Origin of the sequence: Trichlorobacter lovleyi (assembly GCF_015239775.1) — a bacterium.
Lineage (GTDB): Bacteria > Desulfobacterota > Desulfuromonadia > Geobacterales > Pseudopelobacteraceae > Trichlorobacter > Trichlorobacter lovleyi_B.
In genome coordinates this window covers 2,626,016-2,650,800 of the sequence record NZ_CP058409.1, presented here as the reverse complement: position 1 = coordinate 2,650,800, position 24,785 = coordinate 2,626,016, and the positions used below count along the sequence as shown (strand labels likewise).

The window sequence follows — 24,785 nt, the reverse complement described above, 5'->3', positions numbered from 1 at the left end:
ATCCACCAGTGGCTGTTGGTTGCTACGGACAAACTGAAGCGGTCATATGCGGCTGAGGCTGGCTTGGCAGCGGCGGGACGTTGCGATTGTATTTTATGAAACCGCCCTAGATCTCCTCGGCGGTCTTGGCAAAAATAGTCTCAACACGTAAAAATGCCATCACCACTTCAGGATCAAAATGCCTGCCGTCACCTTCGAGGATGATGGTTCTGGCCTGCTCATGGGTCATGGCCTTGCGGTAACACCTGTCCGAGCGCAACGCGTCATACACATCCGCCAGGGCCATGATCCGGGCCGGCAACGGTATGTTCTTGCCCACCAGGCCATCCGGGTAGCCTGATCCATCCCACTGCTCATGGTGGTAGAGCGCGATCTCAATCCCCATTCCCACAAACAGATTGCCGGGGTAGTTGTTGTAGACCAGCTGCAGGTTATCGGCACCGATAACGGTGTGGGTCTTCATCCGGTCAAACTCTTCGGGGGTCAGCCTTTCAGGCTTCTGCAGGATATGGTCGGGAATGGCCACCTTCCCGATGTCGTGGAGCGGGGCCGCATGCTGGATACAATCAATGAACTCCGCGGTTATCAGATCAGAATAGGGTGAGTGGCGGTTGAGATCATCGGCAAGCAGCCGGCAATACTCCTTGACCCGCTCCAGATGCCCGCCGGTATCCTCATCCCGGAACTCGGCCAGTTTTGCCATGGCAAAGATGGTGGCATTTTGTGCCTCGGAGATCTCCCTGATCTTCTGTTCGGTCAGTTTTTGATCCGACAGGATGCTCTGCAACTGGCGCAACTGCGTGTTGGTCTGCTCCGCCTTCAAGCGGGCCTCAAACAGCAGACGCTTGTTATGGGCGATCCGGATTGCAGCGGTCATCCGGGCCAGAAACTCGGCCTCCTTGAACGGCTTGACGATGTAGTCGTCTGCCCCGCGTTCCAGGCCGTTCACAATCGAATCAAGGCTGGACAGGGTGGTAAACAGGATCACGGAATACAACCTGCTGCTGGCATCCAGCTCATCAAGCACTTCAAGCCCTGTTTTGTGGGGCATTTCAATGTCCAGCAAAACAACATCCGGCTTCCTTGTGGCAAGCACTTCCAGTCCGGCAACGCCATCGTTAGCTTCAATAACAGCATAGCCGGCCTGTTCCAGCAGCTCCCGGACAAAGACCCGCACCGCCCTGCTATCGTCAACGATCAGGACAAGCGGTGTCGTATTCCGTGTGGTTGGTTGAGGAGGCATGTCTGTTCCTTGGTTTTTCTGATAAGTCAGAAACTCCGGCAAAGTGTATGGTTTTGTTTGGCTAACTTCAAATGTTTTGTTACTCCCGGAACGTTCACGGGGTGATTTCATCGTTGATCTTTTCGGTACTGCTCGTAGATGTAGAATTCATCTGCGAGCTTTTTAAGTGGTTCCTGTTTATCCTTCGATTCGTAAAAGGCTTGTTGAAGCTTGATCAATCGGTACAACTTGAATGGGATACCCTTTTTCGCCCGTACGTACGTCTCCACTATTATGCTCGACATATCATCCGGATGTGTCACACCAGCTAGTTGCAGCTCCTGTTTAAGCGGGCTTTGTTCACTGCCCCACAGTCCATAAGTGTTTCTGATTGAGATCCCGATGCCGAAATGCTGGGCTTTCTCAATCAATTCCTTCGGAAAGTCCGCTTCCATCTGTCGATGTATCTTTCTTAGCTCGGTTTCCAGGGCAGCATACTTTACATGTTCAAGATAGTATTGCCTGCCTCCGAACAACATCAGGCTGATGAGCATAACAAAAATTGATATTTGAAGAATTTTCTTTTTCATAATCTTCATCAACGGTGGCGGAGGCCAAGTGCCATTGTCGGTTTGGATGTCATGTTTTGTAACTCAGATAGTACAGAAGCTTTTCTTTCCGGTCGTAGGCGATGAGCTGAACAGCAGTTGGGAACTGATCGTGTAATACAATTTGATGAAATGATAAGTAAAACCTGTCGCTATTCAGATCGGTCGCCTTGGGAAACCATTTTAGTCCATCTGATGCCGCCGCATTACTCGAAAGCTCGACTGCTACTTTTAAAATCCGCTCTGTTACCGGAGCCTGCGACCATTCCTGTGGACGTCCTTCATCGACTTTCAAAACTGAATCGGGGAAGTTATCTATCTTAATGCAGTAGGCGTCCAGATGATCTCCAGTCAAGGATCGAGGTGATTCATAACTATGCATGATTTTATCGATCTTGGCTTTTTCGCCAATGTTACCCCAATTAAGTACAAACATGGCTCTCTTCGGAGTCAGTTGATCTACTTTCGGTCGTTGGACACCAATCAAGCCGGATACTTGCTGGAAGTTCAACACTACGAATGCAGCAAACGCCACAAGCGAAACGGCTCCGATGACGTCCAGCAGAAATCTGAGATGTTTCATAATTTGCTTTTTCATTTTCTACTCATCCAACGGCTGAGAGCACAGCGGCGGCGATTGTTTGCCGGCCGCTGCTGCACTTTGTTAGACATTTTCACCCTCGTCGATTAGCATTTCGGATTGTTAAAGACCGACCATTTATAGTGAGCTGTTTATCAAGATCAATTGCAGCGGATACGCTTTTGTTCTCTGAAAATTCTATAAATGCATATCCCTTATTTTTGTTGCCATCCATAGGGATAAAAATCTCTTCAATATCACCGAGTTTTGCAAATTCATCAAACAAGTTGTCTCTCGTTGTGTCAGTGTTTAGGTTGCCAACCCATATCCTCTTCCTGTCATCTCTTAACTCCTCACTCTCAATAATAATTGAATGTGATTTAAGCGTTTTGGAAGGAGGTTTGCTCAAGGTTTGACCTGGAATTTGAATTTGGTACCTTGGAAATTCTCGGTAAGGTATTTTCTTTTTTCGAGCTATTTTTTTTGCAGTATCACGATCAACGCTTGGAGTTAAAATCCCATATTTTTGCAACGAATCAACAAGCCTACGATAATGTTCGGTGTCAACGATACCGACAACATCCCATATTTCCTGAGCAGAAAACACCCTTCCTTCTTGGCCAAGTAGAATTATTGACTTCTTTTCTCTGTCCAAATCAGTAATATCAAATTGGTCAAGCCACAATTGATCTTTATCTGAGTAAATTGGTTTGTTATTTAGGACAATACTGAATGTATCTGAATTACTCCGAAGCTCTGGAGGTGAAAGTTCGTTTGTTTGCATCAAGTCATAGATGCGCCGCATACCTTCACCAAGTTCTCTCATGTACCCGAGTTCCCTTAACACTCTTGCAATGTATGTATTTCTTGATTGATGCGCGCCTTTTTGAAGGATTATGTCTTCCAAGTTGATAGTTGATAATAACGCACCTGGACTTTTAATTTCTAGCCTGTCACTGAAAACATAAACTTCTATTCCGCGGCCCTCTTGTGCATAGTCTCTATGAGCTATAGCGTTCAATAAAGCCTCTCGACATGCCAACTCTGGATAAATAGATTTTTGTTCAAATTTTGCAGTTTTTTCTAATTTTGTCTGGACGAGATGTGGCCTCAGAGACTCCCAGCTTTTGTCGACTAATGTGAGTATATTGCCTGTTACAATTTGATCAGTAATTACGTTGTAAGCTTCTCCGGTTTTCAGATCCGTACCGTCCACTTTTATTATTCTAACTTGTAATCGAGGATGCCAACGGTTCGGGTCCTTTGCAAATAGAAGAAGGGCAGCTCTCCTCAACTTCAAACCAGAAAATGAGTATTCGCCTATTTCAAGATATTGAAGGCACTTTTCTGGGGACATTCCTTTGAGTATCTGATCAGATACAGCATTGACCAAATCTAGACTTAATGCATCAGCTTGCGGCCCCTCAATAAAATCTCTATCAAAGTGTCGAGACAATTCCTCTTGTCTATGGAAAATTATTTTTTCACTGGCTATTGGAACTGATTCAAGGTCACGTCGTTGTAGGCATCTTCCATCGGAAGTCAAATGAACGTATTTGACGCTTTTGGGCACAGAAAAATACAAGATTATTTTTCCATCGATATTAACTCTGGCGATTTTTACAGATGCTAAAGGCGTATCTTTGTGGATACGAATTCGTGGAGATTCTTCTAAGTACTTTAAATCTTCGTCTAAAAAATCATTTAATCCTGTAATTTCTCCGTTATCTTCTACTCCAACAAGGAGTTCGCCTCCATCCGCATTCGCAAATGCCACGAGAGTTTGAGCAATGTTGGTAGCAATCTCTTTATTTGGACGTTTTGATTTGTTCCCTGGAGCGCCTTCCAATCCACTTTTAAACTCTCTAAAATGACTCTCACCGAGTGTTATGGCGGTTTGTGCTCTTTCTGACATTGCAATAGCGCTCATTGTTTGTGCTCCTTCAATTTTATTGTTTAACTCACTATTGAGCAGTTAGCTTGTGGTATCTAATAGTAGATGCTTGTTTACAATAATATATGCTGGCATATACTATTAGATGCAGCATAGGTTTATAGTATTAGATGCTTTTGTGTTTTTTATGATTCATCCTTGGCATCTAATACTAGATGCCTCCCACCCGCTTCTATCGCTTGGTGTCACACCCACCGCTGGTCATTCCACTACCTTCTGACTGAAACCTTCCCGTACTGCTCACCCATCAGCAGGTGGTTGTAATGCCCGTCTTTGTCCTTGGGCACGGTCAGGGTAAACTTTACCTTGTCCTGGAACAGGATCACGTAGTCTGAGCCGCCGAACAGGAAGTAGCCCAGCATATCCCCCTTCTTAAAGCTGGCCCCCACCTTGACCTCTTTTTCAAAGTTGACAGATGAGACCTGCGACATGCCGATCGGCAGCAGGGCCACCAGGCCGTATTCATTGGTTTCAATGATCACACAGCCGCGGGTTTCAATGTTCTGCCAGCCCGGGTTGTTTGAGTCGAGCACGTAGCGCTTGGCCTTGGCATCCCAGGTGACGATGCCGCCGACAGCATCGTCGGCAGCAATCAGGCGCACCTCTTTGACCGTGCCGGAAAGCGGGAAGTGGTAGCGGTGGTAGTCGTTCACATCCAGGAAGGTGTGGGTCAGGGTGCCGTTGGCAAAGGCCTTCTTGTAGGCGCTGTCTTCACCGATCAGGGCGGCCACGGATTTGAACAGGGTGGATTTGATCCTGACCCCTTTGCCCACCAGATTGGAATGCTTGTCGATCTTCCAGACCCCTTGCGGCTTGGAATCGGCCGGTGAGGCGATGATGGAGGAGTCATCGGGCGAGACGATCGGGCGCTGGTCAGGGGATTTCAGGTAGCGGGCAAAGAACTGGTTAAAGGTCTTCCAGTTGGACGGGTCTTCATACCAGCCCTTTTGCAGGCCAAAGCGGGGATCGGCCAGGGCTGCCTGGTAGTACTGGTCGTTCCAGGAGGCCTCGGTGCTCAGGTAGATGCCCCATTCCCTGGTGAAGTTGATCATCCAGCTGCGGTACGGCTCGTGGTACTGCAGCGAGTTGTTGTAGTAGCCCTTGTTTTTCAGGGCAGCCAGGGGCTGGTCGTTGATGTAGTAGAAGTAGTCCAGGCTCTGGTCGATCTGGTCATACAGGGACGAGTAGGGGATGTTGCGCAGGATTGACCAGGGCATGGCCTTGGTGGCCCAGTCCATGAAGGTGTAATACTCTTCCAGGGTCTGGGCCGGGTTCATGACCTTGTCGGGATTGATCTTCTTGGCAGAGGCAATCGAGTCGAGCAGCATCTGCTTGAGCGGTGCATTATGGTCCATCATGGTGATCAGCTGCTGGGTGATCGGTTCGTGCCTGACCTGGGCCTGGCCGTTGTCCAGCCCGAACGCGCTGAGGCAGAGGCAGGTACATAGGGTGAACATCGACAGGAGGCCGGTCAAAAACTTTTTGGTTTTCATTGTTCGCTCCTTAAAGTGATGTTAATTAGTTAATAAAAGCGGTGTGTTGTGTGAAAACTGTAAAATTTCTTTACACCCTGAAAAAACGAAAAACCCGCCTTTGGGGCGGGTTTCAGTGTTTCTGCGCAAGGGCTATGTCGTAGCTCCGGTGCGGCATCGGCGGTTCCTGTCTGCGTGATCTGGCTTGTATGTAGCGCATTAACGCTGGTCTTGTCCAGTAAAAGCCCATGCCCTGCTGCAGCCTGTACTGCAGCAGGGCATGGGTTGCCGTTGCTGTGGTGGTTATTTCTTGAGTGCCTCTGCCATGGTCTCGCCCATTTTGGTAGGAGAGATTGATACGGTGACGCCGCAATCCTGCAGGGTGCGGATCTTGTCTTCGGCCTTGCCCTTGCCGCCGGTGATGATGGCACCGGCATGGCCCATCCGTTTGCCCGGAGGAGCGGTGCTGCCGGCAATAAAGGCGGCCACCGGCTTTTTCATGTTTTCCTTGATCCAGTAGGCGGCCTCTTCTTCAGCGCCGCCGCCGATCTCGCCGATCATGAAGACCGCTTCAGTGCCGGGGTCTTCGTTAAACATCTTCAGCACGTCAATGTACTTCATGCCGATGATCGGATCTCCGCCAATACCAACGCAGGTGGACTGCCCCAGCCCCATGTCAGTCAGCTGCTTGACCGCCTCGTAGGTCAGGGTGCCGGAGCGGGAGACCACCCCGATCTTGCCGGGGGTGTGGATGTAGCCCGGCATGATCCCCAGCTTGCACTGGCCCGGGGTGATGATGCCGGGGCAGTTGGGGCCCACCAGCAGGGTCTTGCTCTGGGCCTGTACCGCCCGTGCAATCACCATGTCCCGCACCGGAATCCCTTCGGTGATGCAGACCGCCAGTTCCAGGCCGGCCTCGCAGGATTCCAGGATGGCATCGGCCGCGCCCGGCGGCGGTACAAAGATCATCGAGATGGTGGCGCCGGTGTACTGGACCGCCTCTGCCACGGTGTTAAAGACCGGAATCCCTTCAATATGGATGCCCCCCTTGCCGGGGGTGACGCCCGCCACGATCTGGCTGCCGTAGGCGCGGCACTGCTGGGTGTGGAAGAGGCCGCTCTTGCCGGTGATCCCCTGGACCAGTATCTTTGAATCTTTATTGATCAGAATAGACATGGTTGCGCTCCCCCTTACGCCTTGGCCAGCATGGCAACGATCTTCTGTGCGCCGTCGCCCAGGTTGTCACCGATCTGTACATTCAGGCCCGATTCAAGCAGCAGCTTTTTGCCGTCCTCCACATTGCTGCCATCCATCCTGACCACAATCGGCAGGGGACAGTGGACCTCGTTGGCCGCCTCGATAATCCCCTGGGCGATCACGTCGCAGCGCATGATGCCGCCGAAGATATTGACGAAGACCGCCTTGACATCGCAGTCCTGCAGGATGATCTTGAACGCCTCGGCCACCTTTTCGCGGGTGGCCCCGCCCCCCACATCCAGAAAGTTGGCCGGTTCGCCGCCGAACTCCTTCAGCACATCCAGGGTGGCCATGGCCAGCCCGGCGCCGTTGACCATGCAGCCGATGTTGCCGGTCAGCTTGATGTAGGCCAGGTCGTACTTGCCGGCCGTGATTTCCAGCGGGTCAAGCTGGGAGTAGTCCATCATGTCCGGGTATTCACGGTGGCGATAGACTGCGTTGTCATCAAAGGAGATCTTGGCATCCATGGCCAGCAGCCAGCCGGCCCGGGTCACCACCAGCGGGTTGATCTCGATCAGGGAACAGTCTCTTTCAAGACAGCATTTGTAGGTGTTCAGGATCAGCTCAACGCAGTCTTCGCAGACGGCGCCGGAGAGCCCCAGGGCCAGGGCGATCTTGCGGGCCTGGTAGGTGCGCAGGCCGGTGAAGGGGTCAATGGTCAGGACATGGATCTTCTCGGGAGCTTTCTGGGCCACCTCTTCAATATCCATCCCGCCTTCGGCCGAGGCGATCAGGCAGTAACGGGAGGTCTCGCGGTCAAGGGTGATGGAGAGGTAGAACTCCCGGGCGATCTCCACGGTTTCTTCCACCAGAATCCGGCGTACCTTCAAACCCTCCGGTCCGGTCTGCTTGGTGACCAGCCGCTTGCCGAACAGCTCCTTGGCAACGTCGCTGGCCTGTTCCGGGTGATGCACCAGCTTGACGCCGCCGGCCTTGCCCCTGCCGCCGGCATAGATCTGGGCCTTGACGACGCAGTGGCCCCCCATCATCTTGGCGGCCCGCTCAACCTGATCAGCGGTCAATGCCACCCGGTTGCGGGGTACCGGAATCCCGTAGGTACTCAAGATCTCCTTGGCCTGGTACTCATGAATATTCATAGGTCCCTCCCTGGGATGCATGTATACGCGCAACTATACCAGCCTTCAGGCGGACTACAAGTGCTTTTTATTGCTGGTAAATATATATAGTTTGGCTAAATTTTTTGTTGGCGGGCTAATTCTGCTTCGGAAAGGCGCAGGTAGGTGGGCAGCAGCAGTTCCGGGGGGACGGCCGTGCCGTTCTGCAGGGCTGCTTCCGCCAGCAGGCAGCCGGAGGAAGGGCGGATCAGCTGGTGAGACAGCGGGGCAAACAGGGCGTTCTGCCCCATGGTCTGCCGGATCAGCGCCTGGTAGCGCAGGGCGCCGTCACCGACAAAGATGGTGGGGCCGTTGAGCCGCTGCAAGAAATCGGCAGGGGCTATGACGCAGTCCTGGGTGAGTTGGGTTGCGTGCTCGTCTGTGCGGTAGAGGCCGGTATAGACCTCGTTCTTGCGGGCATCCAGCATGGGGCAGACCGGCCAGGCGGCATGGGGCAGGTTCATGGCCAGCATGGCCAGGGTGGAGACACCGGTGCAGGGCTTGCCTGCTGCCAGTGCCAGCCCCTGGGTGGCCGCAATGCCGGTGCGGACCCCGGTAAACGATCCGGGGCCGGTTGCACAGGCAAACAGGTCGATCTGGCTGGTGGTGAGGTTGTTCAGATCCAGCAGCCGCTGCAGCTCAGGCATCAGCAGCGCATTCTGACGGCCGCCGGGGGCATCCAGCAGCGATTCTGCCAGCAGCCTGCCGTCACTGGTCAGGGCGATGCCGACCCTGGCCGCGGCGGTCTCAATGCAGAGACAGATCATGCCTTGCCGCTGAAGAAGTAGCGGATAATGTCGTTGTAAAAGGCCAGCACCATCATCCCGATCAGCAGGATCATGCCGGCCTGCTGGGCGTATTCCCGTAGCTTCTGGGGGACCGGGCGGCGGATGACCGCCTCGATGGTGTAGAACATCAGGTGCCCGCCGTCCAGTACCGGTACCGGCAGCAGGTTCAGGATCCCCAGGTTGATCGAGACCACGGCCAGCAGCATGAAGAAGGTGGCGCCGCCGGTCTGGGCCGCCTTGTTGGCCATGTCGGCAATCATCATCGGCCCGCCCAGGCTGTTCAACGGCACCACTCCCTGAAACAGCTTGACCAGCGACAGTACGGTCAGTCGGGTGACCTCTACGGTCTTGGCATTGCCCAGCTTGAAGGCATCCACCAGCCCGAAGCGCTCGGTGGCAAAGTCATAGGCCGGAGAGACGCCGATGATCGGTTTTTTGACGATCTCGCCAAACAGGTTCTTGGTTTCACCGGTCTGCGGTTTCAGCTGAATGGTCAGCGGCTTGCCGCTACGGGTAATGCTCAGTGTCACCGTCTCGTTCACGGTTGCCATATGGGCCGAGAAATCTTCCCATTGAATGATGCGCTGGCCGTCGACGGCAGTGATCAGATCCCCTTTTTGGATGCCTGCCAGGGCTGCCGGACGGTTGGGGAAGACCTCGCCCACCGTTGCCTTCAGGATCGGCATGCCGGTCATGTACAGCACGATCAGCAGCAGCCAGGCAAAGACCATGTTGAAGAACGGCCCGGCAAAGACGATTGCCATCCGCTGCGGGATGGTCTTGTGGGCAAAGGAACGGGCCTCGTCGGCCGGCGTCAGCTTGTAGGCCTCAACCGGTTTTGAACCGGGCGCCTCCCGTTCATATTCCTGTTCGATCATCTCGATCTCGCTGAAGCCGCCTTCACCGAACATCTTGACGTAGCCCCCCAGCGGGAAGGCCGAGATCAGATACTCGGTTTCACCGATCTGGCGGCCGAACAGCTTGGGACCGAAGCCGAGCGAGAATTTCTCAACCTTGACCCCCATCCATTTTGCCACCAGGAAGTGGCCGAATTCATGGACAAAGATCAAAATACCGAGGACGATAATAAAGTTTACGACGATCATAGGCACCTGCCTGACTTGAGCGTGCTGCAGATATCCCGTGCCGTTGCCCGACCCCAGCGGTCGGCCTCCAGCACCTCTTCGATGGAGCCGAGGCGGTGAGCCTGATGGGCATCCATGGTCTTCTCAATCAAGGCCGCAATCTGCAGGTAGGAGATCCGGCCGTCCAGGAAGGCCTCCACGGCAACTTCATTGGCGGCATTCATCACGGCCGGCATGCTCTCACCCTCACCCAGGGCACGGTAGGCCAGGCCGAGGCAGGGAAAACGCTCCAGGTCCGGTTTATAGAAGGTCAGGCCGGAAAGCTCGGTCAGGTCAAGCGGCTTGACGCCGGTGCTGACCCGCTCCGGGTAGGAGAGGGCGTAGGCGATCGGGGCCTTCATGTCCGGGGTGCCCAGCTGGGCGATCACGCAGCCGTCGATATACTCCACCATGGAGTGGATGATGCTCTGGGGATGGATGTTGACGCTGATCTTCTCAGCGGGGGCGTCGAACAGCCAGCGTGCCTCGATCACCTCCAGCCCTTTGTTCATCATGGTGGCCGAGTCGATCGTGATCTTGCGGCCCATGCTCCAGTTGGGGTGGTTGAGGGCATCCTGGATGGTGACGCTCTGCAGCTTTTCAAGCGGGGTCTCGCGGAACGGCCCGCCGGAGGCGGTCAGGATGATCTTGGTGATATCCTGGCTGCGATGCCCTTCAATGGACTGGAAGATCGCGCTGTGTTCGCTGTCAACCGGGTAGAGCTTGACCTTGTGGCGCTCCACCAGCTCCATGAAGAGGTGGCCGGCAGTCACCAGGGTCTCCTTGTTTGCCAGGGCCACATCAACGCCGGCCCGGATGGCTGCGGCAGTCGGTACCAGGCCGGCAGCTCCCACAATGGCTGCCACCACCATCTGTACGCCCGGTGCCGTGGCTGCGGCACAAAGCCCCTCGCTGCCCCCGGCCAGCTCCACCTCGACACCGCTCAGCAGTTCCTTGAGACGCGGGATGTCGGCAGGGTCGGCGACGGCAGCCAGTTTGGGTCTGAACTGACGGATCTGACGTGCCAGCAGATCAAGGTTTTTTGCGCCGGAGAGCGCAATGACCCGGAACTTGTCAGGGTGTGCAGCAACGATTTCCAGGGTGCTGACACCGATGGAACCGGTTGAACCGAGAATGGCAATCTGTTTCATGATTAAAACCTCCCGAAGAGGTAGACCGCGTAGTAGTAGGTGACCGGCGCAGCAAAGATGATGCTGTCCATCCGGTCCAGCACGCCGCCGTGGCCGGGGAAGATGCTGCCGGAATCCTTGACGCCGAAGCTGCGCTTCAGCAGAGACTCGAACAGGTCCCCGAGCTGGCCGATAATACCGATCACCAGGGCGGTGATGACGGCATCAACAAGGCTGAGCTGCGGGAAAAAGGTGAACTTTGCCAGCAGGGTGCCCCCCAGGCTGCCCAGCAGGCCGCCCAGCGCCCCTTCAATGCTCTTTTTGGGGCTGACCGCCTGATACAGCCGGTGTTTGCCAAAGGCACTGCCGACGTAATAGGCGGTGGAGTCGTTGGTCATGACGATCAGCATGATCAGCAGCAGCCAGTTGACCCCTTGGGGCAGCAGGCGGATCATCAGCAGGTGGGCCATCAGAAACGGGATGTACAGGAAGGCGGTCATGACCAGGGACAGTTCCTGTGCCACCGTTTTGATATCCTGCAGCCTGAACAGAAAGTGAAAGCCACCCAGCAGAAAGGCAACCGCAAGGGACATGATAAAGATGCGGCCATCACCCAGCAGCGGGGTTGCCAGCGCAATCGCACCCAGCAGGGCAAAGGGGTAGAGCTCGGTTTTCCGGTTGGGCAGGGCCATACCAAAAAACTCCAGCATGGCGATCAGGCAGAACAGGGACAACATCAGGGCGAACAGCCACGGAGCACCCTTGATGATGGTCGCCAGTACCAGCGGCAGCAGGATCAATGCAGTCAGCAGACGTTGTATGGTCAACTCCTTTGGGGTGTTTCAATTCCAGCTCAAGGCGCTATTCTGTAAGGGTTCGTCGTTGGTTCGTCAACCTGCACATGCTGCGCGGGCGTTGACGGACTCCGTCATCCTTGATTCGAAATTGAAACCAGCTGGGCGCTGGTCTTGCCGAAACGGCGTTCACGGGCCTGGAAATCGGCCAGCGCAGCGTGCAGTGCGTTAATGGTCAGGTCAGGCCAGTTGATGTCGGTGAAATAGAGTTCTGCATAGGCCAACTGCCACAACAGAAAGTTGCTGATCCTCATTTCGCCGCTGGTGCGGATCAACAGGTCCGGATCAGGCAGTCCGGCCGTATCCAGGTAGTGGCTGAAAACGGTTTCGTTAACTTGGGACGGCTGCAGCGTGCCATCCTGTACCTGCTGCGCGATCCGGGCCGCAGCGCGGGCGATCTCCTGGCGGCCTCCGTAGGAAAGCGCCAGGGTCAGCACCATGCCGGTATTGGATGCGGTCTGCCGCAGGGCGTCATCCAGGATCTCATTGACCTCGGAGGGCAGATCGGCACGGTTGCCGATCACATTGAAGCGGATGTTGTTCTTCAGCATCCGGCGCAGTTCGTTGCGGATGTACTTTTTCAACAGCGCCATCAAGGCCCGTACCTCGAGCTTGGGGCGGGACCAGTTCTCAGAGGAGAAGGCAAACAGGGTCAGGTAGCTGATCCCCAGGCTGGAGGCCTGATCCACCACCATCTGAACGGTTTCTGCGCCGCGCTGATGGCCGACGATCCGTTTCAACATCCGCTGCTCTGCCCAGCGGCCATTACCATCCATGATAATGGCCAGGTGGCGTGGCATTTTTGTCGGATCCAGCCCGGTCATATCAGACTTCCATAACCTCTTTTTCTTTGTGGGCCAGGATCTCGTCCAGCTTCGCAATGATGCTATCAGTAACGGTCTGGACCTCTTTTTCAGCCTTTTTCAGCTCATCCTCGGTGATGGCCTTGTCCTTTTCCAGCTTTTTCAGGTCGTCAATCGCCTTGCGGCGGATGTTGCGGACAGCGACCTTGTGGTCTTCATCCATCTTTTTCATCCCTTTGACGATCTCTTTACGGCGCTCTTCGGTCAGGGGCGGCAGGTTCAGGCGGATCAGCTTGCCGTCGTTACCGGGAGTCAGACCCAGGTTGGCGTTCAGGATCGCCTTCTCGATCGGGCCGATCATCTTGGATTCCCAAGGGGTGATGGTGATGGTCCGCGGCTCCGGTACTGCCAGGGTTGCCACCTGGGACAGGGACGAAGGGTTGCCGTAGTAATCCACCTTTACCTCGTCCAGCAGCGAGGTGCTGGCACGGCCGGTACGGATACGCTGATACTCCTTGCGCAGATCCTCAACCGACTTTTCCATATGGGATTTCATCTCTGTTATGACTGATTTGTACATGGTCACTCTCCTTGTACGATGGTTCCAATGGCTTCGCCGCTGATAACCCGCTTGATGTTACCCGGCGTCGTCAGATCAAATACAATGATTGGCAGGTTGTTGTCCATACAGAGCGAGGTGGCGGTGGCATCCATCACCTGCAGCCCCTTTTGCAGTACCTCGATGTAGGACAGCTCGTTATAGCGGGTTGCCGTCGGATCCTTCTTGGGGTCGGCAGTGTAGACCCCGTCCACCTTGGTGCCCTTCAGGATGACCTGGGCGTTGATCTCCATGGCCCGCAGGCTGGCGGCGGTGTCAGTGGTGAAGTAGGGGTTGCCGGTGCCGGCGCCGAAGATCACCACCCGTCCTTTCTCCAGGTGACGGACCGCCTTGCGGCGGATGTACGGTTCAGCAACCTCCTGCATCGCAATGGCGGACTGCACGCGGGTAGAAACGCCGACCTTTTCCAGTGCATCCTGCATGGCCAGCGAGTTGATCACGGTGGCCAGCATGCCCATGTAATCGGCGCTGGCGCGGTCCATCCCCTTTGACGAGGCGGCCAGCCCCCGGAAGATGTTGCCGCCGCCGATCACCAGTGCCAGTTCAACCCCATCCTCGACGACCTCTTTAATCTCGGCAGCAATGGTGTTGATGGTCGATGGGTCAATGCCGTAGCCCTGATCTCCGGCCAGCGACTCACCGGAAAGCTTCAGTAGTACCCGTTTGAAGGATTTACGTGGCATGCTTCCTCCTGGTTTCTGTGTGCTTGAGACAATCACCTGTGCAAGCTGATTGTTTCCCTGGTCAAGAGCAGGTTTGAGTTGATACGAAAACGCCGGCTGTGAAGGCCGGCGCTTTCAGTCTTATTTCAGTCCGGCCGCTGCCGCCACCTCGGCGGCAAAGTCCGATTCCTTCTTTTCAAGTCCTTCGCCCAACACGAACTTGGCAAAGCGCTTCAGGGTGATTGAACAGCCCAGCTGCTTGGCGCTGGCATCGATGTACTGCTGTACGGTCTTGTCGGTGTCCTTGACATAGACCTGCTCCAGCAGGCAGATGTCGCCGTAGAACTTGTTGACCTGACCACCGATGATCTTTTCGATGATGTTGTCCGGCTTGCCGGTTTCGCGTGCCTTGGCGCGATAGATCTCTTTCTCGCGCTCAAGAACGTCAGCGGAGACATCTTCACGGCAGAGGAACTGGGGAGAAGCGGCTGCGGTGTGCATGGCAACGTCCTTCAGCACGGTGGCAAATGCCTCGCCGCTGCAGACAGCAGCATTGTCACAGCTTGCCTCAACCAGTACGCCGATCTTGCCGCCGGCATGGATGTAGCTGCCAACGGCGCCGCCGTCAGCGCTAAAGCTGACAAAACGACGGATCTGCATGTTCTCGCCGATCACCGCAATCGCCTCGTTCAGCAGGGTCTGTACGGTCTTGGAGGCGTCGCCGACGAACGGTTGTGCCATCAGTTCTTCGATGTTGGCAGGAGTTTTCTGCAGGACATGGTCCGCTACCTGCTTGACGAAGTCCTGGAACTTGTCGTTCTTGGCAACAAAGTCGGTCTCGCTGTTGATCTCAACCAGCACACCGGCATTGCCGTTAGCGGTTACTGCTGCTGCAACCATACCTTCGGTTGCGGCACGGCCGGCCTTCTTGGAAGCTGCTGCCAGACCCTTCTTGCGCAGGTAGTCAACCGCCTGCTCCATATCGCCGCCAACCTCTTCCAGGGCCTTCTTGCAATCCAGCATCCCGGCGCCGGTGGCTTTTCTCAGTTCATTGATCTGTGCTGCGGTAATAGCCATTGTTTCTATCCTCCGGACCACATCCGCGTGGTCGTTAGTAATCGTCTGAAATGGTGCAACCGGTGAAACTAGTCAGCTGATGCCTCGCAGGCAACCTCGTCGGCCAGGGCCTCTTCCAGGTCGTCAGCACCTTCAGCGCCGCTCTGCAGGACAACGTTGCGTGCATCGGCACCTTCCTGTACGGCATCGGCAATCTTGGCGGTCAGCAGGCGGATGGCGCGGATAGCGTCGTCGTTACCGGGGATGACATGGTCAATCATGTCGGGGTCACAGTTGGTATCGACGATTGCCACCACCGGAATGCCCAGCTTCTTGGCTTCCTGAACGGCGATTTCTTCGTTTTTGGGGTCAATGACGAACATCATGCCGGGCAGCTTGTTCATGTTCTTGATGCCGCCCAGGACTTTTTCCAGCTTCTCACGCTCCTTGTCCATCTTGAGCGCTTCCTTCTTGGTGTAAGCCTCGATGGTGCCGTCTTCAAACATGGCGTCCAGCTTTTTCAGGCGCTCAATGCTCTGCTTGACGGTGGAGAAGTTGGTCAGCATGCCGCCCAGCCAGCGCTGGTTGACGTAGTACTGGCCACAACGGGTAGCCTCTTCGGCAACGGAATCCTGAGCCTGCTTCTTGGTGCCGACAAACAGCACGGTGTTGCCCTGCTCGGCAGATTCCTTGACAAAGTTGTAAGCGGATTTGAAGTAGCGGACGGTCTTCTGCAGGTCGATGATGTAGATGCCGTTACGTGCCCCGAAGATGTAGGGCTTCATTTTGGGGTTCCAACGCTTGGTCTGGTGGCCGAAATGGACGCCGGCCTCCAGCAGTTCCTTCATGCTGATACTTGACATACTGTTCTCCTTTGGTTTTTCCTCCGCCCCGTCTGAATCCCTGCACGTCACAAAAGGGACACCGCCGGTTTTGCCTGGGGCGTGTGAATTAAAAAGCATTATTTTTTATCACAACATAAGTAGGGAAATCAAGGGTAAAAAGGACTGCTGGAGATCGCCTCAATCGGGCAGGCCGTGATGCAGCGGCCACAGGCGCTGCAGCGCTGTGGTTCGGTTATGTAGGCAGATTTGCGGTGGTGTACGGTTTCCAGGGTGATGATCCGCTCCGGGCAGGCTGCGACGCAGCGGCCGCAACCGGAGCAACGCTTGGTATCGATGAGCGGAGCTGTCTTCGGCTGCCTCGTTGTATCAGGCATCGCCGAACAGCTCCTGCTGTTTCCACTCCTTGACGATCTGCTGCTTTTTGTGCAGCGGGTAGTAACGCGGGCAGGAGGCGACCACGGCGGAGGCCGGCTGCTTGCAACTTCTCCTGCAGCGGGCACAGAGCTTGTTGGGCAGGTCATTGGTCTTCGGTTTTCTGTCAGGAGTCGCTTTCACACGCCTCTCGCTTTCACCGTATCAGCGGTGATGAGGAAATTTTCGTTCTTGAGTGCGGCTCGCAAGCAATGGCGCGGAGGCGTACTCATTGGTACGTCGCACACGTCATTGCGAGACATGATGAGCTCAGGGCGAAAAGAGACCATCACCATGCTAGCCCGGAGGCCATTGCAGCTCTCGCCCTGCCAGCAGGTGGATATGCAGGTGGAATACCGTCTGTCCGGCATCAGCACCGTTGTTCTGCACCAGTCGGAAACCGCCTTCGGACAGCCCCCGCTCACGGGCCAGCTGGCCGGCAACACGGAACAGGTGCCCGACAACCGCTTCATCCTGCTCAGCCATATCCAGGCAGTTGCTGAAGTGCCGTTTCGGCATCAGCAGCAGATGCAACGGGGCCTTGGGGGCGATATCCTCAATCGCCACCACCAGCTCGTCCTCAAAGACCTTCCTGGCCGGGATCTCTCCGGCGATGATCTTGCAAAAGATGCAGTCACTCATGTTGTTGCTCCTGTCATGCGCAATCCCATCAAGAACTCACGGTTGCCGTCAGCGCCGGTGATCGGTGAATCGCAGATTCCCAGCAGTTCTGCTCCCAGTTCTGCGGCAAGGCGCTCCATGCCGGCCAGCACCTCTTCATGCAGTTTGGGGTCCCGCACAATGCCGCCTTTGCCCACCGCACCTTTACCCACCTCAAACTGCGGCTTGACCAGGGCTACCACCTCGGCTGGTCGTTTCAGCAGTGCGAGGGTAGGGGGCAGCACCAGATTGAGCGAGATGAACGAGGCATCGATCACTGCCAGGTCCGGCAGCGGCTCAAGCGACTCCGGCTGCAGATGGCGGATGTTGGTCTTCTCCATTACAACAACCCGGGCATCCTCACGCAGCTTCCAGGCCAGCTGGCCATAGCCCACATCCACCGCATAGACCCGGCTGGCCCCCCGCTGCAGCAGGCAGTCGGTAAAGCCACCGGTGGAGGCGCCTACGTCAATGGCGACACGTCCTGCCGGATCAATCCCAAAGGCATCCAGACCTTGTGCCAGCTTCAGCCCTCCGCGGCTGACATAGGGCATGACCTCGCCTTTGATTCTGATCTCAACCTCGGCCTTTACCTGCTGTCCGGCCTTTTCGGCAACATGGTCGCCCACCACCACCTGCCCGGCCATGATCAAGGCCTGGGCCTTCTCGCGGGAAGGGGCCAGGCCTCGTTCAACCATCAGTTTATCCAGTCGTAGTTTTTGAGACATGATTGTCAATCACACGGCACAGTCAGCGGTTTCAGATGCCAGGCACGCGAGGAGTGCAGCGCGAAGGCGTACCTTGGAAGTACGTTGAGCGTTGCGCGACGAGCGTAACGCCGCAGATGAGCCGCTGTCGAAGCCGTTAGCCAACCAGCTGGCTCTTGGTGAAGATCGCCTTCAACCAGTAGCCTTCAGCCTCGATGTTCTCGCGGCCGCCTTCTTCGCGGTCCACCAGCGAGACGATCCCCAGCACGTCCAGACCTTCCTCCTTGGCGCGGTTGACCGCCTTCATGGAGGAACCGCCGGTGGTGACGACATCCTCGACAATCACCACCTTGGTGCCGGGGGGCAGGTTCTTGCGCCCTTCCAGCCACTGGCCGGTGCCGTGTCCCTTGGGTTCCTTGCGGATAATAAAGGCGTGCAGCGGCTTGCCGTCCAGGCAGGCGGCAATGGAGGTGGCGGTGGCGATCGGGTCGGCCCCCAGGGTGATGCCGCCCACGGCCTGTACGCCCGGTACATCCTTGATCGCCTCGTAGAACAGCTTGCCCACCAGCAGGCCGCCTTCGGCATGCAGGGTGGTCTGTTTACCATCAAAATAGAAGTCGCTCTGACGGCCGGAAGCCAGGGTTACCAGACGTTTTTCGTAGGACAGTTCCAGGATGATCTGCTTCAGCTTTTCGCGGTCGGTCATTGCTCGATATACTCCTCGTCTTTGGAAAATAGTCCCATTTGGGGAATCTGTGATGGCATCGGGAAATTGATCGGGTACTCGCCGGTAAAGCAGGCGGTACAGAAGCTGTGCTTGAGACCGGTGGCCTGTACCAGCCCTTCCTCTGACAGGTAGCCCAGGGTGTCGGCAGTGATGTAGCGCCGGATCTCGTCCAGGGTATGGGAGGATGAGATCAGCTCCTTGCGGTTGGGGGTGTCGATACCGTAGAAGCAGGGATAACTGGTGGGAGGGGAGGAGATGCGCATATGCACCTCTTTGGCCCCGGCATTGCGCACCATCTTGACGATCTTGCGGGAGGTGGTACCCCGTACGATCGAGTCGTCGATCACCACCACCCGTTTTCCTTCCAGCAGCTCCCGCACCGGGTTGAGCTTGATCTTGACCCCGAAGTGGCGGATTGACTGGGCCGGTTCGATAAAGGTACGTCCCACATAGTGGTTGCGGATCAGCCCCAGTTCAAAGGGGATGCCTGCCTCCTCGGCATAGCCCATGGCGGCCGGTACGCCGGAATCCGGCACGGCAATCACCACATCGGCATCCACCTTGTATTCACGGGCCAGCTGGCGCCCCAGCTCCTTGCGGACCTGGTAGACGTTCTTGCCGAAGATGTTGGAGTCGGGCCGGGCAAAATAGACAAATTCAAAGATGCAGGGGGTCGGTTCGATCTTCTTGAACGGGAACAGCGACTGCATCTGGCCATCCTTGGTGAAGACCAGCATCTCGCCCGGTTCAACCTCGCGTACAAAGGTGGCCTCAATCAGGTCCAGGGCGCAGCTCTCCGAGGCCACCACCCAGCCGTCTCCCAGCTTGCCCAGGCACAAGGGGCGGAAACCGTGGGGGTCACGCACGGCGATCATGCGGGACTCGGTCAGGAACAGCAGGCAATAGGCCCCTTTGACCCGGTTCAGGGCATCGCCGATCCGCTCAACCAGCGAGTGGGTGCGGGAAATAGCCAGCAGATGGATGATGATCTCGGTGTCCATGGTGGTCTGGAAGATGGAGCCGTAGGCCTCCAGCTCTGCCTTGAGCAGGTTGGCGTTGACCAGGTTGCCGTTGTGGGCCACCGCAATGGAGCCGCGGGAGTAATCCACCATGATCGGCTGTACGTTCTTTTCCACCGAGGCCCCGGCCGTGGAGTAGCGTACATGGCCGATGGCTGACTTGCCCGGCAGCTTCTCAAACACCTTCTGATTGCCGAATACATCGGCCACCAGCCCCATCCGTTTGTGGGCATGGAGACCGGTGCCGTCGGAGGAGACAATGCCGCAGCTTTCCTGGCCGCGATGCTGCAGGGCGTACAGCCCCAGATAGGTCAGGTTGGCTGCTTCAGGATGGCCATAGATGCCGAAGACGCCACATTCTTCTTCAGGGCGGAAGAGTTTCATAGCAGGTTTTTCCTCGCAAAGTCGGCAGCATTTTTGTACAGGATCAGGCCGTCGCCGTCTTCCGGCAACTGCTCACGGGTCCAGCGGGGGTGCTGGGTATAGTGGACAAAGGCCTCAGGGTGGGGCATCAGCCCCATCAGGCGGCCGGTGGGGTCACACAACCCGGCAATGGCGTTGGTGGAGCCGTTGGGGTTGGCGGGGAATTCCATGGTGGGCTCAGCGTAGCCGGCCTCGCTGTACTTGAGCACCGCCAGGTGGCCGGCCTCAATCCGCTCCAGGGTCTGGGGGGTATCGGTCAGGAATTTTCCTTCACCGTGGCGTACCGGCAGGTAGATCCCTTTTTCAATCCCTTTGGTAAAGACGCAGGGGGAGGCCGGATCGGCCTTCAGGTAGCACCAGCGATCCTGGAAACGGCCGCAGTCGTTATGGCAGAGGGTGACGGTCTGGTTCAGGTTGTTGCCGTCCAGGGCGGGCAGCATCCCCATCTTGACCATCAACTGAAAGCCGTTGCAGACCCCCAGTACCAGCTTGCCGGCATTGATAAAACGGGTGAACTGTTCCACCAGCTTCTCACCACTGCCACTGACGGAGGCATTTTTCAGGCGGTTGGCCTGGGCCTTGGCGCTACCCAGGTCGTCACCGTCCAGAAAACCGCCGGTCAGGTTCAGAAAATAGAAGTCGTCCAGCCGGATTTCTCCGGAGAGTATCTCGGCGATATGGGCGATGACCGCCTCATCAAAGCCTCCCAGGCGACAGGCGTGGGCTGCCTCTGTCTCGCAGTTGGTGCCATTGCCGGTAATGACCAGCGCTCGTATCGGTGTCATGCAGCGTTTTCCTTTGTCGGTTCATCCGGACCAGCTGCTTGCTGGTCGGTCATAATGCAGTTCCGTCCTGCCCGTTTTGCCTTGTATAGCATCTGGTCAGCCCGTTCCAGCAGGCTTTCCATGGTATCCCCCGTGTGTGCGACAGCAGCCCCCATACTGATGGTTGCCGTCACCCGCTGTTCCTGGTGCATGACAAAACAGCTTTCAACCAGCCTGCGCAGCTTTTCCGCCAGCTGTACAAGCCGTGCAGCATCGGCGTGGGGCACGACAATCAGGAACTCTTCGCCGCCCCAGCGTCCGGCAAGGTCGCTGCTACGCACATTGCCCTGCAGGGTCCGGGCAACCACGCGCAGGATATCATCGCCAAGCCCATGGCCGTAGGTGTCGTTAAAGGCCTTGAAATGATCGATATCGGCAAAGATGACGCCGACGCCGATGCCGTAACGTTGAAACTTATCCAGATCCGCCTGCAGTTTCATCTCCAGGTAGCGGCGGTTGGATATCTCTGTCAGCGGGTCCAGCAGGGCAAGACGCTGCAATTCTTCGAACTCCAGGCTGTCGAAGGGGGGGGCAGAGGTCTCCCTGAAGCTCTCAATGGCGCCGATGACCGTGCCGTCCCCATCCCTGACCGGCGAGGCCTGAACCGAGACCGCCACACGGTGGCCGTCCTTGTGATGCAGGTAGACATCAGCGCTATCCGGCATACCACCGGTTGCAGACATCAAGAGCGGGCAGGCGGAGCTGCACAGCTCATTGCCGTCGGCATCAACATGGACCAGAATGTTGTCCTGGCATCCGGAGCCCAGCACCTCTTCCGCAGTAAAACCGGTAATCCGTTCCGCACCCTTGTTCCAGAAGGTGATGACCCGGTTCATGTCAACAAAATACACACCATCGTGAATATTCTCGAGCAGTTGTCTGTAGAACGAATCCTGATGGGCGCTGCTTATGTCTGACAGTGGCCCGATCATAGCTCGCGCAGCGTTGCCTGCCAGGCTTCTTTCAGTTGTTCCAGGCTGCTGTGCAGCACGGTCTTGCCTTCCAGGCCGGCAATGCTGACCAGGTCAGTCTCTGCTACCTGGCCGATCTGGCTGAAGGTGGTACCGGCCATGGCCTCTTCAAAGGCCGACCATTGGGCCGGATGCACCGTGACCAGCAGACGTGAGGCCGACTCGGAGAACAGCAGCAGTTCATCGCTACGGTAGCGTTGATCACCCTCAAAACGGACGTTGCCAAGTTCCACACAACAGCCGAAACCACCTGAGAAGGCCGACTCAGCCAGGGCCACCGCCAGACCGCCATCGGACAGGTCATGGCAGGAGGCCACCAGACCGCTCATAATGGCTTGGTGCAGCGCCTTGTAGCGGGCCAGTGCCGCAGCCAGATCCACCTCGGGCACCTTGTTGCCGGTGTAGCCCTGCATGGCCAGGTACTCGGAACCACCCAGCTCATCCTTGGTGGCGCCCAGCAGGCAGATGATGTCGCCGGGGCGCTTGAAGTCCATGGTGACGGCATTGCGGATATCCGGAATCGTGCCGATCACCGAGAACAGCAGGGTCGGCGGGATCGAGATCTTGGTGGAGCCGTCGTAGAAATCGTTCTTCATCGAGTCTTTGCCGGAGATCAACGGCAGGTTGAGCGGCACGCAGTAGTCCAGCAGCGCCTGATTGGCCCGTACCAGCTGGGCCATCTTGTAGGGGCCGTCCGGAGTCTTTTCGGACAGGACCGGGTCGCACCAGCAGAAGTTGTCCAGACCGGCCCAATGCTCCGGGTTGCCGCCCACCGCCACATAGTTGCGCAGCGCCTCGTCAATGGCATTGGCGGCCATGTGGTAGGCATCAATATCCGAATAACGGGGACAGATGCCGTGGGAGACCACCACCCCTTTGTAGGAATCGAGGATCGGTCTGACCACCGCCGCATCGGAAGGGCCGTCATTGGTCACGCCGGTGAACGGCTTGACCACCGAGCCCCCCTGGACCTCATGGTCGTAACGCCGCACCACCGACTCCTTGGAACAGATGTTGAGCTGTCCCAGCAGCTGCAGCAGGTCAGCAGTCCAGTCGTCCTTGTGTTGTGCCGGTGCCTCCGGGTTAACCGGTGGCTGCCACTTGGCCGGGATCTGCATCGGCGGCAGCCCTTCGTGCATGAACGCCATCGGCAGCCAGGCCACCGTTGCTTCGCCGTACTGGATATGGAAGGTGCCGCTGTCGGTAAATTCGCCCAGTACGGTTGATTCCACGCCGAACCGTTTGGACATGGCCATGAATTCATCCAGCTTTTCCGGCGGTACGGCCATGGACATCCGTTCCTGGGCCTCGGAGATCAGGATCTCCCAGGGATTAAGGCCGGGATACTTAAGTGGGGCCTTGGCCAGGTCCATCCGGCAGCCGTTGCACTCGCCCGCCATCTCACCGATGGAGGAGGAGAGCCCTCCTGCACCGTTGTCGGTGATGAAGCGGTAGAGGCCCTTGTCGCGGGCCCGGATCAGGAAGTCGAACATCCGCTTCTGGGTGATCGGGTCGCCGATCTGGACGGCGGTGACCGGTGAGTTCTCGTTCAGCTCTTCGGAGGAAAAGGTGGCGCCGTGGATGCCGTCCTTGCCGATCCGGCCGCCGGCCATCACGATCAGGTCACCCGGTTTGATGCTCTTCTCATGGCCCGGAATGCCGTTGACCCGGGCCGGCATCATACCGGCGGTACCGCAGAATACCAGCGGCTTACCGGCAAAGCGCTCATCAAACACGATCGAGCCGTTCACGGTGGGGATGCCGGACTTGTTGCCGCCATGCTCCACCCCTTCCACCACTCCCTCAAAGATCCGGCGGGGATGCAGCAGCCGTGATGGCAGCGGCTTGTCGTAGAACGGGTCGGCAAAACAGAACACATCGGTGTTGAAGATCAGTTTGGAACCCTGGCCGGTGCCGAACGGGTCACGGTTGACCCCCACAATGCCGGTCAGGGCGCCGCCGTAGGGGTCAAGGGCGGAGGGTGAGTTGTGGGTCTCGACCTTGAAGACCAGCGAGTTGTTCTCGTCAAAGGTAATCACCCCGGCGTTGTCCTTGAAGACCGACAGGCAGAAGTCCTTGTCACCCATGTTCTGGCGCACCTCTTTGGTGACCCGCTGGATGTAGGACTTGAAGAGCGACTTGATCTCCTGCTTGGCACCGCTTTCATCCTCATACTGCACGGTACCGGCAAAGATCTTGTGCTTGCAGTGCTCTGACCAGGTCTGGGCCAGGCATTCCAGCTCCACATCGGTCGGCCTGCTGCCCAGTCCCTGTTTTTTCCGCTCTGCCAGCACCTGCGGATCACGGTAGTGGGCCTGGATGATCTTCATCTCCTCCAGGGTCAGGGCCAGTACACCGTCTTTACTGATCCGCAGCAGTTCCTCATCCGGGACCTCCAGATCGATCTCCCGTACCTGCCCTCTGGTCTCGCCGGTTACCCTGGGTACCGTAACCGGGAAGCCGCGTCTGGCCATGAAGTCAGCTGCGGACATGATGCTGTAGCGCTGGATCAGGGTGTTGCACAACAGGCCGGTGGCGATCTTTTCCACCTGCTCATTGCCCAGATCACCCGTGAGCAGGTACTGGACCGACGAATAGACCGCCTCGCTGTCTGCAAGGGGACGCTGGATCAGGTAGGAAACCGCTTCACCGGCAGTCCGGCCGATATTGTCGGTTACGCCGGGGCGGAAGCCCACTTCCACGGCCCAGTCAAAGCCGCTGGCCTGGGGCAGGTCGACACTGTAGCTCTGGATGACCGGATCACAGAACGGCCCGCTGGCTGCAGCTTCCAGCTCTTCCCGTGTAAGTGCCGCATCCACCGTGTAGACATCGATGGTACGCACCTGTTTCACCTTCAGATGCAGAAAATGTTCAATCTCGCGCTTGATCCGCTCACCGCGGGAGTCGCGCACACCGTCTTTCAGGGCTACTTCAACTCTGCTCGACATGTCAGT

General features: G+C 56.8%; 25 protein-coding genes. All 25 read right to left on the bottom strand.

Annotated features, from left to right (window positions below):
* Positions 1-106: 106 nt before the first annotated feature.
* Positions 107-1,243 (bottom strand): HD domain-containing phosphohydrolase, encoded by a 1,137-nt coding sequence (locus FY034_RS12225; protein ID WP_265550924.1) that lies wholly within the window; start codon positions 1,241-1,243, stop codon positions 107-109.
* 107 nt (positions 1,244-1,350) lie between these two features.
* Positions 1,351-1,812 (bottom strand): DUF6794 domain-containing protein, encoded by a 462-nt coding sequence (locus tag FY034_RS12220; RefSeq protein WP_265550922.1) that lies wholly within the window; start codon positions 1,810-1,812, stop codon positions 1,351-1,353.
* 49 nt (positions 1,813-1,861) lie between these two features.
* Positions 1,862-2,428, bottom strand: a complete 567-nt coding sequence (locus FY034_RS12215) for a hypothetical protein (protein ID WP_265550920.1) — start codon at positions 2,426-2,428, stop codon at positions 1,862-1,864.
* Between the two features lie 76 nt (positions 2,429-2,504).
* Complete coding sequence (locus tag FY034_RS12210; protein ID WP_265550919.1) at positions 2,505-4,340, bottom strand: ATP-binding protein; 1,836 nt, start codon at positions 4,338-4,340, stop codon at positions 2,505-2,507.
* Positions 4,341-4,573: 233 nt separating this feature from the next.
* Positions 4,574-5,857, bottom strand: a complete 1,284-nt coding sequence (locus FY034_RS12205; protein ID WP_265550917.1) for a phosphatidylserine decarboxylase — start codon at positions 5,855-5,857, stop codon at positions 4,574-4,576.
* 282 nt (positions 5,858-6,139) lie between these two features.
* Positions 6,140-7,012: a succinate--CoA ligase subunit alpha gene (gene sucD / locus FY034_RS12200; RefSeq protein ID WP_265550916.1), complete on the bottom strand. Its 873-nt coding sequence runs from the start codon at positions 7,010-7,012 to the stop codon at positions 6,140-6,142.
* Positions 7,013-7,026: 14 nt separating this feature from the next.
* Positions 7,027-8,190, bottom strand: coding sequence for an ADP-forming succinate--CoA ligase subunit beta (gene sucC / locus FY034_RS12195; protein WP_265550914.1), 1,164 nt, complete (start codon positions 8,188-8,190; stop codon positions 7,027-7,029).
* Positions 8,191-8,285: 95 nt separating this feature from the next.
* Positions 8,286-8,975 (bottom strand): tRNA (adenosine(37)-N6)-threonylcarbamoyltransferase complex dimerization subunit type 1 TsaB, encoded by a 690-nt coding sequence (gene tsaB, locus FY034_RS12190; RefSeq protein WP_265550912.1) that lies wholly within the window; start codon positions 8,973-8,975, stop codon positions 8,286-8,288.
* Positions 8,972-10,102: an RIP metalloprotease RseP gene (rseP, locus tag FY034_RS12185; protein WP_265550910.1), complete on the bottom strand. Its 1,131-nt coding sequence runs from the start codon at positions 10,100-10,102 to the stop codon at positions 8,972-8,974. The genes tsaB and rseP overlap by 4 nt, the downstream gene beginning before the upstream one ends.
* Positions 10,099-11,271 (bottom strand): 1-deoxy-D-xylulose-5-phosphate reductoisomerase, encoded by a 1,173-nt coding sequence (gene dxr, locus FY034_RS12180; RefSeq protein WP_265550908.1) that lies wholly within the window; start codon positions 11,269-11,271, stop codon positions 10,099-10,101. The genes rseP and dxr overlap by 4 nt, the downstream gene beginning before the upstream one ends.
* Positions 11,272-11,273: 2 nt before the next feature.
* Positions 11,274-12,077, bottom strand: a complete 804-nt coding sequence (locus tag FY034_RS12175) for a phosphatidate cytidylyltransferase (RefSeq protein WP_322573222.1) — start codon at positions 12,075-12,077, stop codon at positions 11,274-11,276.
* A 101-nt stretch (positions 12,078-12,178) separates the two neighbouring features.
* Positions 12,179-12,928, bottom strand: a complete 750-nt coding sequence (locus tag FY034_RS12170) for an isoprenyl transferase (RefSeq protein WP_265550905.1) — start codon at positions 12,926-12,928, stop codon at positions 12,179-12,181.
* A gap of 1 nt (position 12,929) precedes the next feature.
* Positions 12,930-13,487, bottom strand: a complete 558-nt coding sequence (frr, locus tag FY034_RS12165) for a ribosome recycling factor (RefSeq protein WP_265550904.1) — start codon at positions 13,485-13,487, stop codon at positions 12,930-12,932.
* A 2-nt stretch (positions 13,488-13,489) separates the two neighbouring features.
* Entirely contained in the window at positions 13,490-14,209 is a 720-nt protein-coding gene (gene pyrH, locus FY034_RS12160) for a UMP kinase (protein WP_265550902.1), read from the bottom strand.
* Between the two features lie 120 nt (positions 14,210-14,329).
* Positions 14,330-15,265 (bottom strand): translation elongation factor Ts, encoded by a 936-nt coding sequence (tsf, locus tag FY034_RS12155; protein ID WP_265550900.1) that lies wholly within the window; start codon positions 15,263-15,265, stop codon positions 14,330-14,332.
* Between the two features lie 68 nt (positions 15,266-15,333).
* Positions 15,334-16,107: a 30S ribosomal protein S2 gene (gene rpsB, locus FY034_RS12150; protein ID WP_012470750.1), complete on the bottom strand. Its 774-nt coding sequence runs from the start codon at positions 16,105-16,107 to the stop codon at positions 15,334-15,336.
* A 128-nt stretch (positions 16,108-16,235) separates the two neighbouring features.
* Positions 16,236-16,463: a DUF362 domain-containing protein gene (locus FY034_RS12145; protein ID WP_265550898.1), complete on the bottom strand. Its 228-nt coding sequence runs from the start codon at positions 16,461-16,463 to the stop codon at positions 16,236-16,238.
* The gene (locus FY034_RS12140) at positions 16,456-16,644 is read right to left on the bottom strand and encodes a hypothetical protein (RefSeq protein WP_265550896.1); all 189 of its coding nucleotides are present in this window, start codon (positions 16,642-16,644) and stop codon (positions 16,456-16,458) included. The genes FY034_RS12145 and FY034_RS12140 overlap by 8 nt, the downstream gene beginning before the upstream one ends.
* A 153-nt stretch (positions 16,645-16,797) precedes the next feature.
* A complete protein-coding gene (locus tag FY034_RS12135; RefSeq protein ID WP_265550894.1) occupies positions 16,798-17,142 on the bottom strand; it encodes a histidine triad nucleotide-binding protein in 345 nt (114 codons plus the stop codon).
* Entirely contained in the window at positions 17,139-17,888 is a 750-nt protein-coding gene (locus FY034_RS12130) for a TlyA family RNA methyltransferase (RefSeq protein ID WP_265550892.1), read from the bottom strand. The genes FY034_RS12135 and FY034_RS12130 overlap by 4 nt, the downstream gene beginning before the upstream one ends.
* 136 nt (positions 17,889-18,024) lie before the next feature.
* A complete protein-coding gene (gene pyrE, locus FY034_RS12125) occupies positions 18,025-18,573 on the bottom strand; it encodes an orotate phosphoribosyltransferase (RefSeq protein ID WP_265550891.1) in 549 nt (182 codons plus the stop codon).
* Complete coding sequence (gene purF, locus FY034_RS12120) at positions 18,570-19,997, bottom strand: amidophosphoribosyltransferase (RefSeq protein ID WP_265550890.1); 1,428 nt, start codon at positions 19,995-19,997, stop codon at positions 18,570-18,572. The genes pyrE and purF overlap by 4 nt, the downstream gene beginning before the upstream one ends.
* Positions 19,994-20,821: a phosphoribosylformylglycinamidine synthase subunit PurQ gene (locus tag FY034_RS12115; protein ID WP_265550888.1), complete on the bottom strand. Its 828-nt coding sequence runs from the start codon at positions 20,819-20,821 to the stop codon at positions 19,994-19,996. The genes purF and FY034_RS12115 overlap by 4 nt, the downstream gene beginning before the upstream one ends.
* Entirely contained in the window at positions 20,818-21,792 is a 975-nt protein-coding gene (locus tag FY034_RS12110; RefSeq protein ID WP_265550887.1) for a sensor domain-containing diguanylate cyclase, read from the bottom strand. Before FY034_RS12110 ends, FY034_RS12115 begins: the two co-directional genes overlap by 4 nt.
* The gene (gene purL / locus FY034_RS12105; protein ID WP_265550885.1) at positions 21,789-24,779 is read right to left on the bottom strand and encodes a phosphoribosylformylglycinamidine synthase subunit PurL; all 2,991 of its coding nucleotides are present in this window, start codon (positions 24,777-24,779) and stop codon (positions 21,789-21,791) included. Before purL ends, FY034_RS12110 begins: the two co-directional genes overlap by 4 nt.
* Positions 24,780-24,785 lie beyond the last annotated feature (6 nt).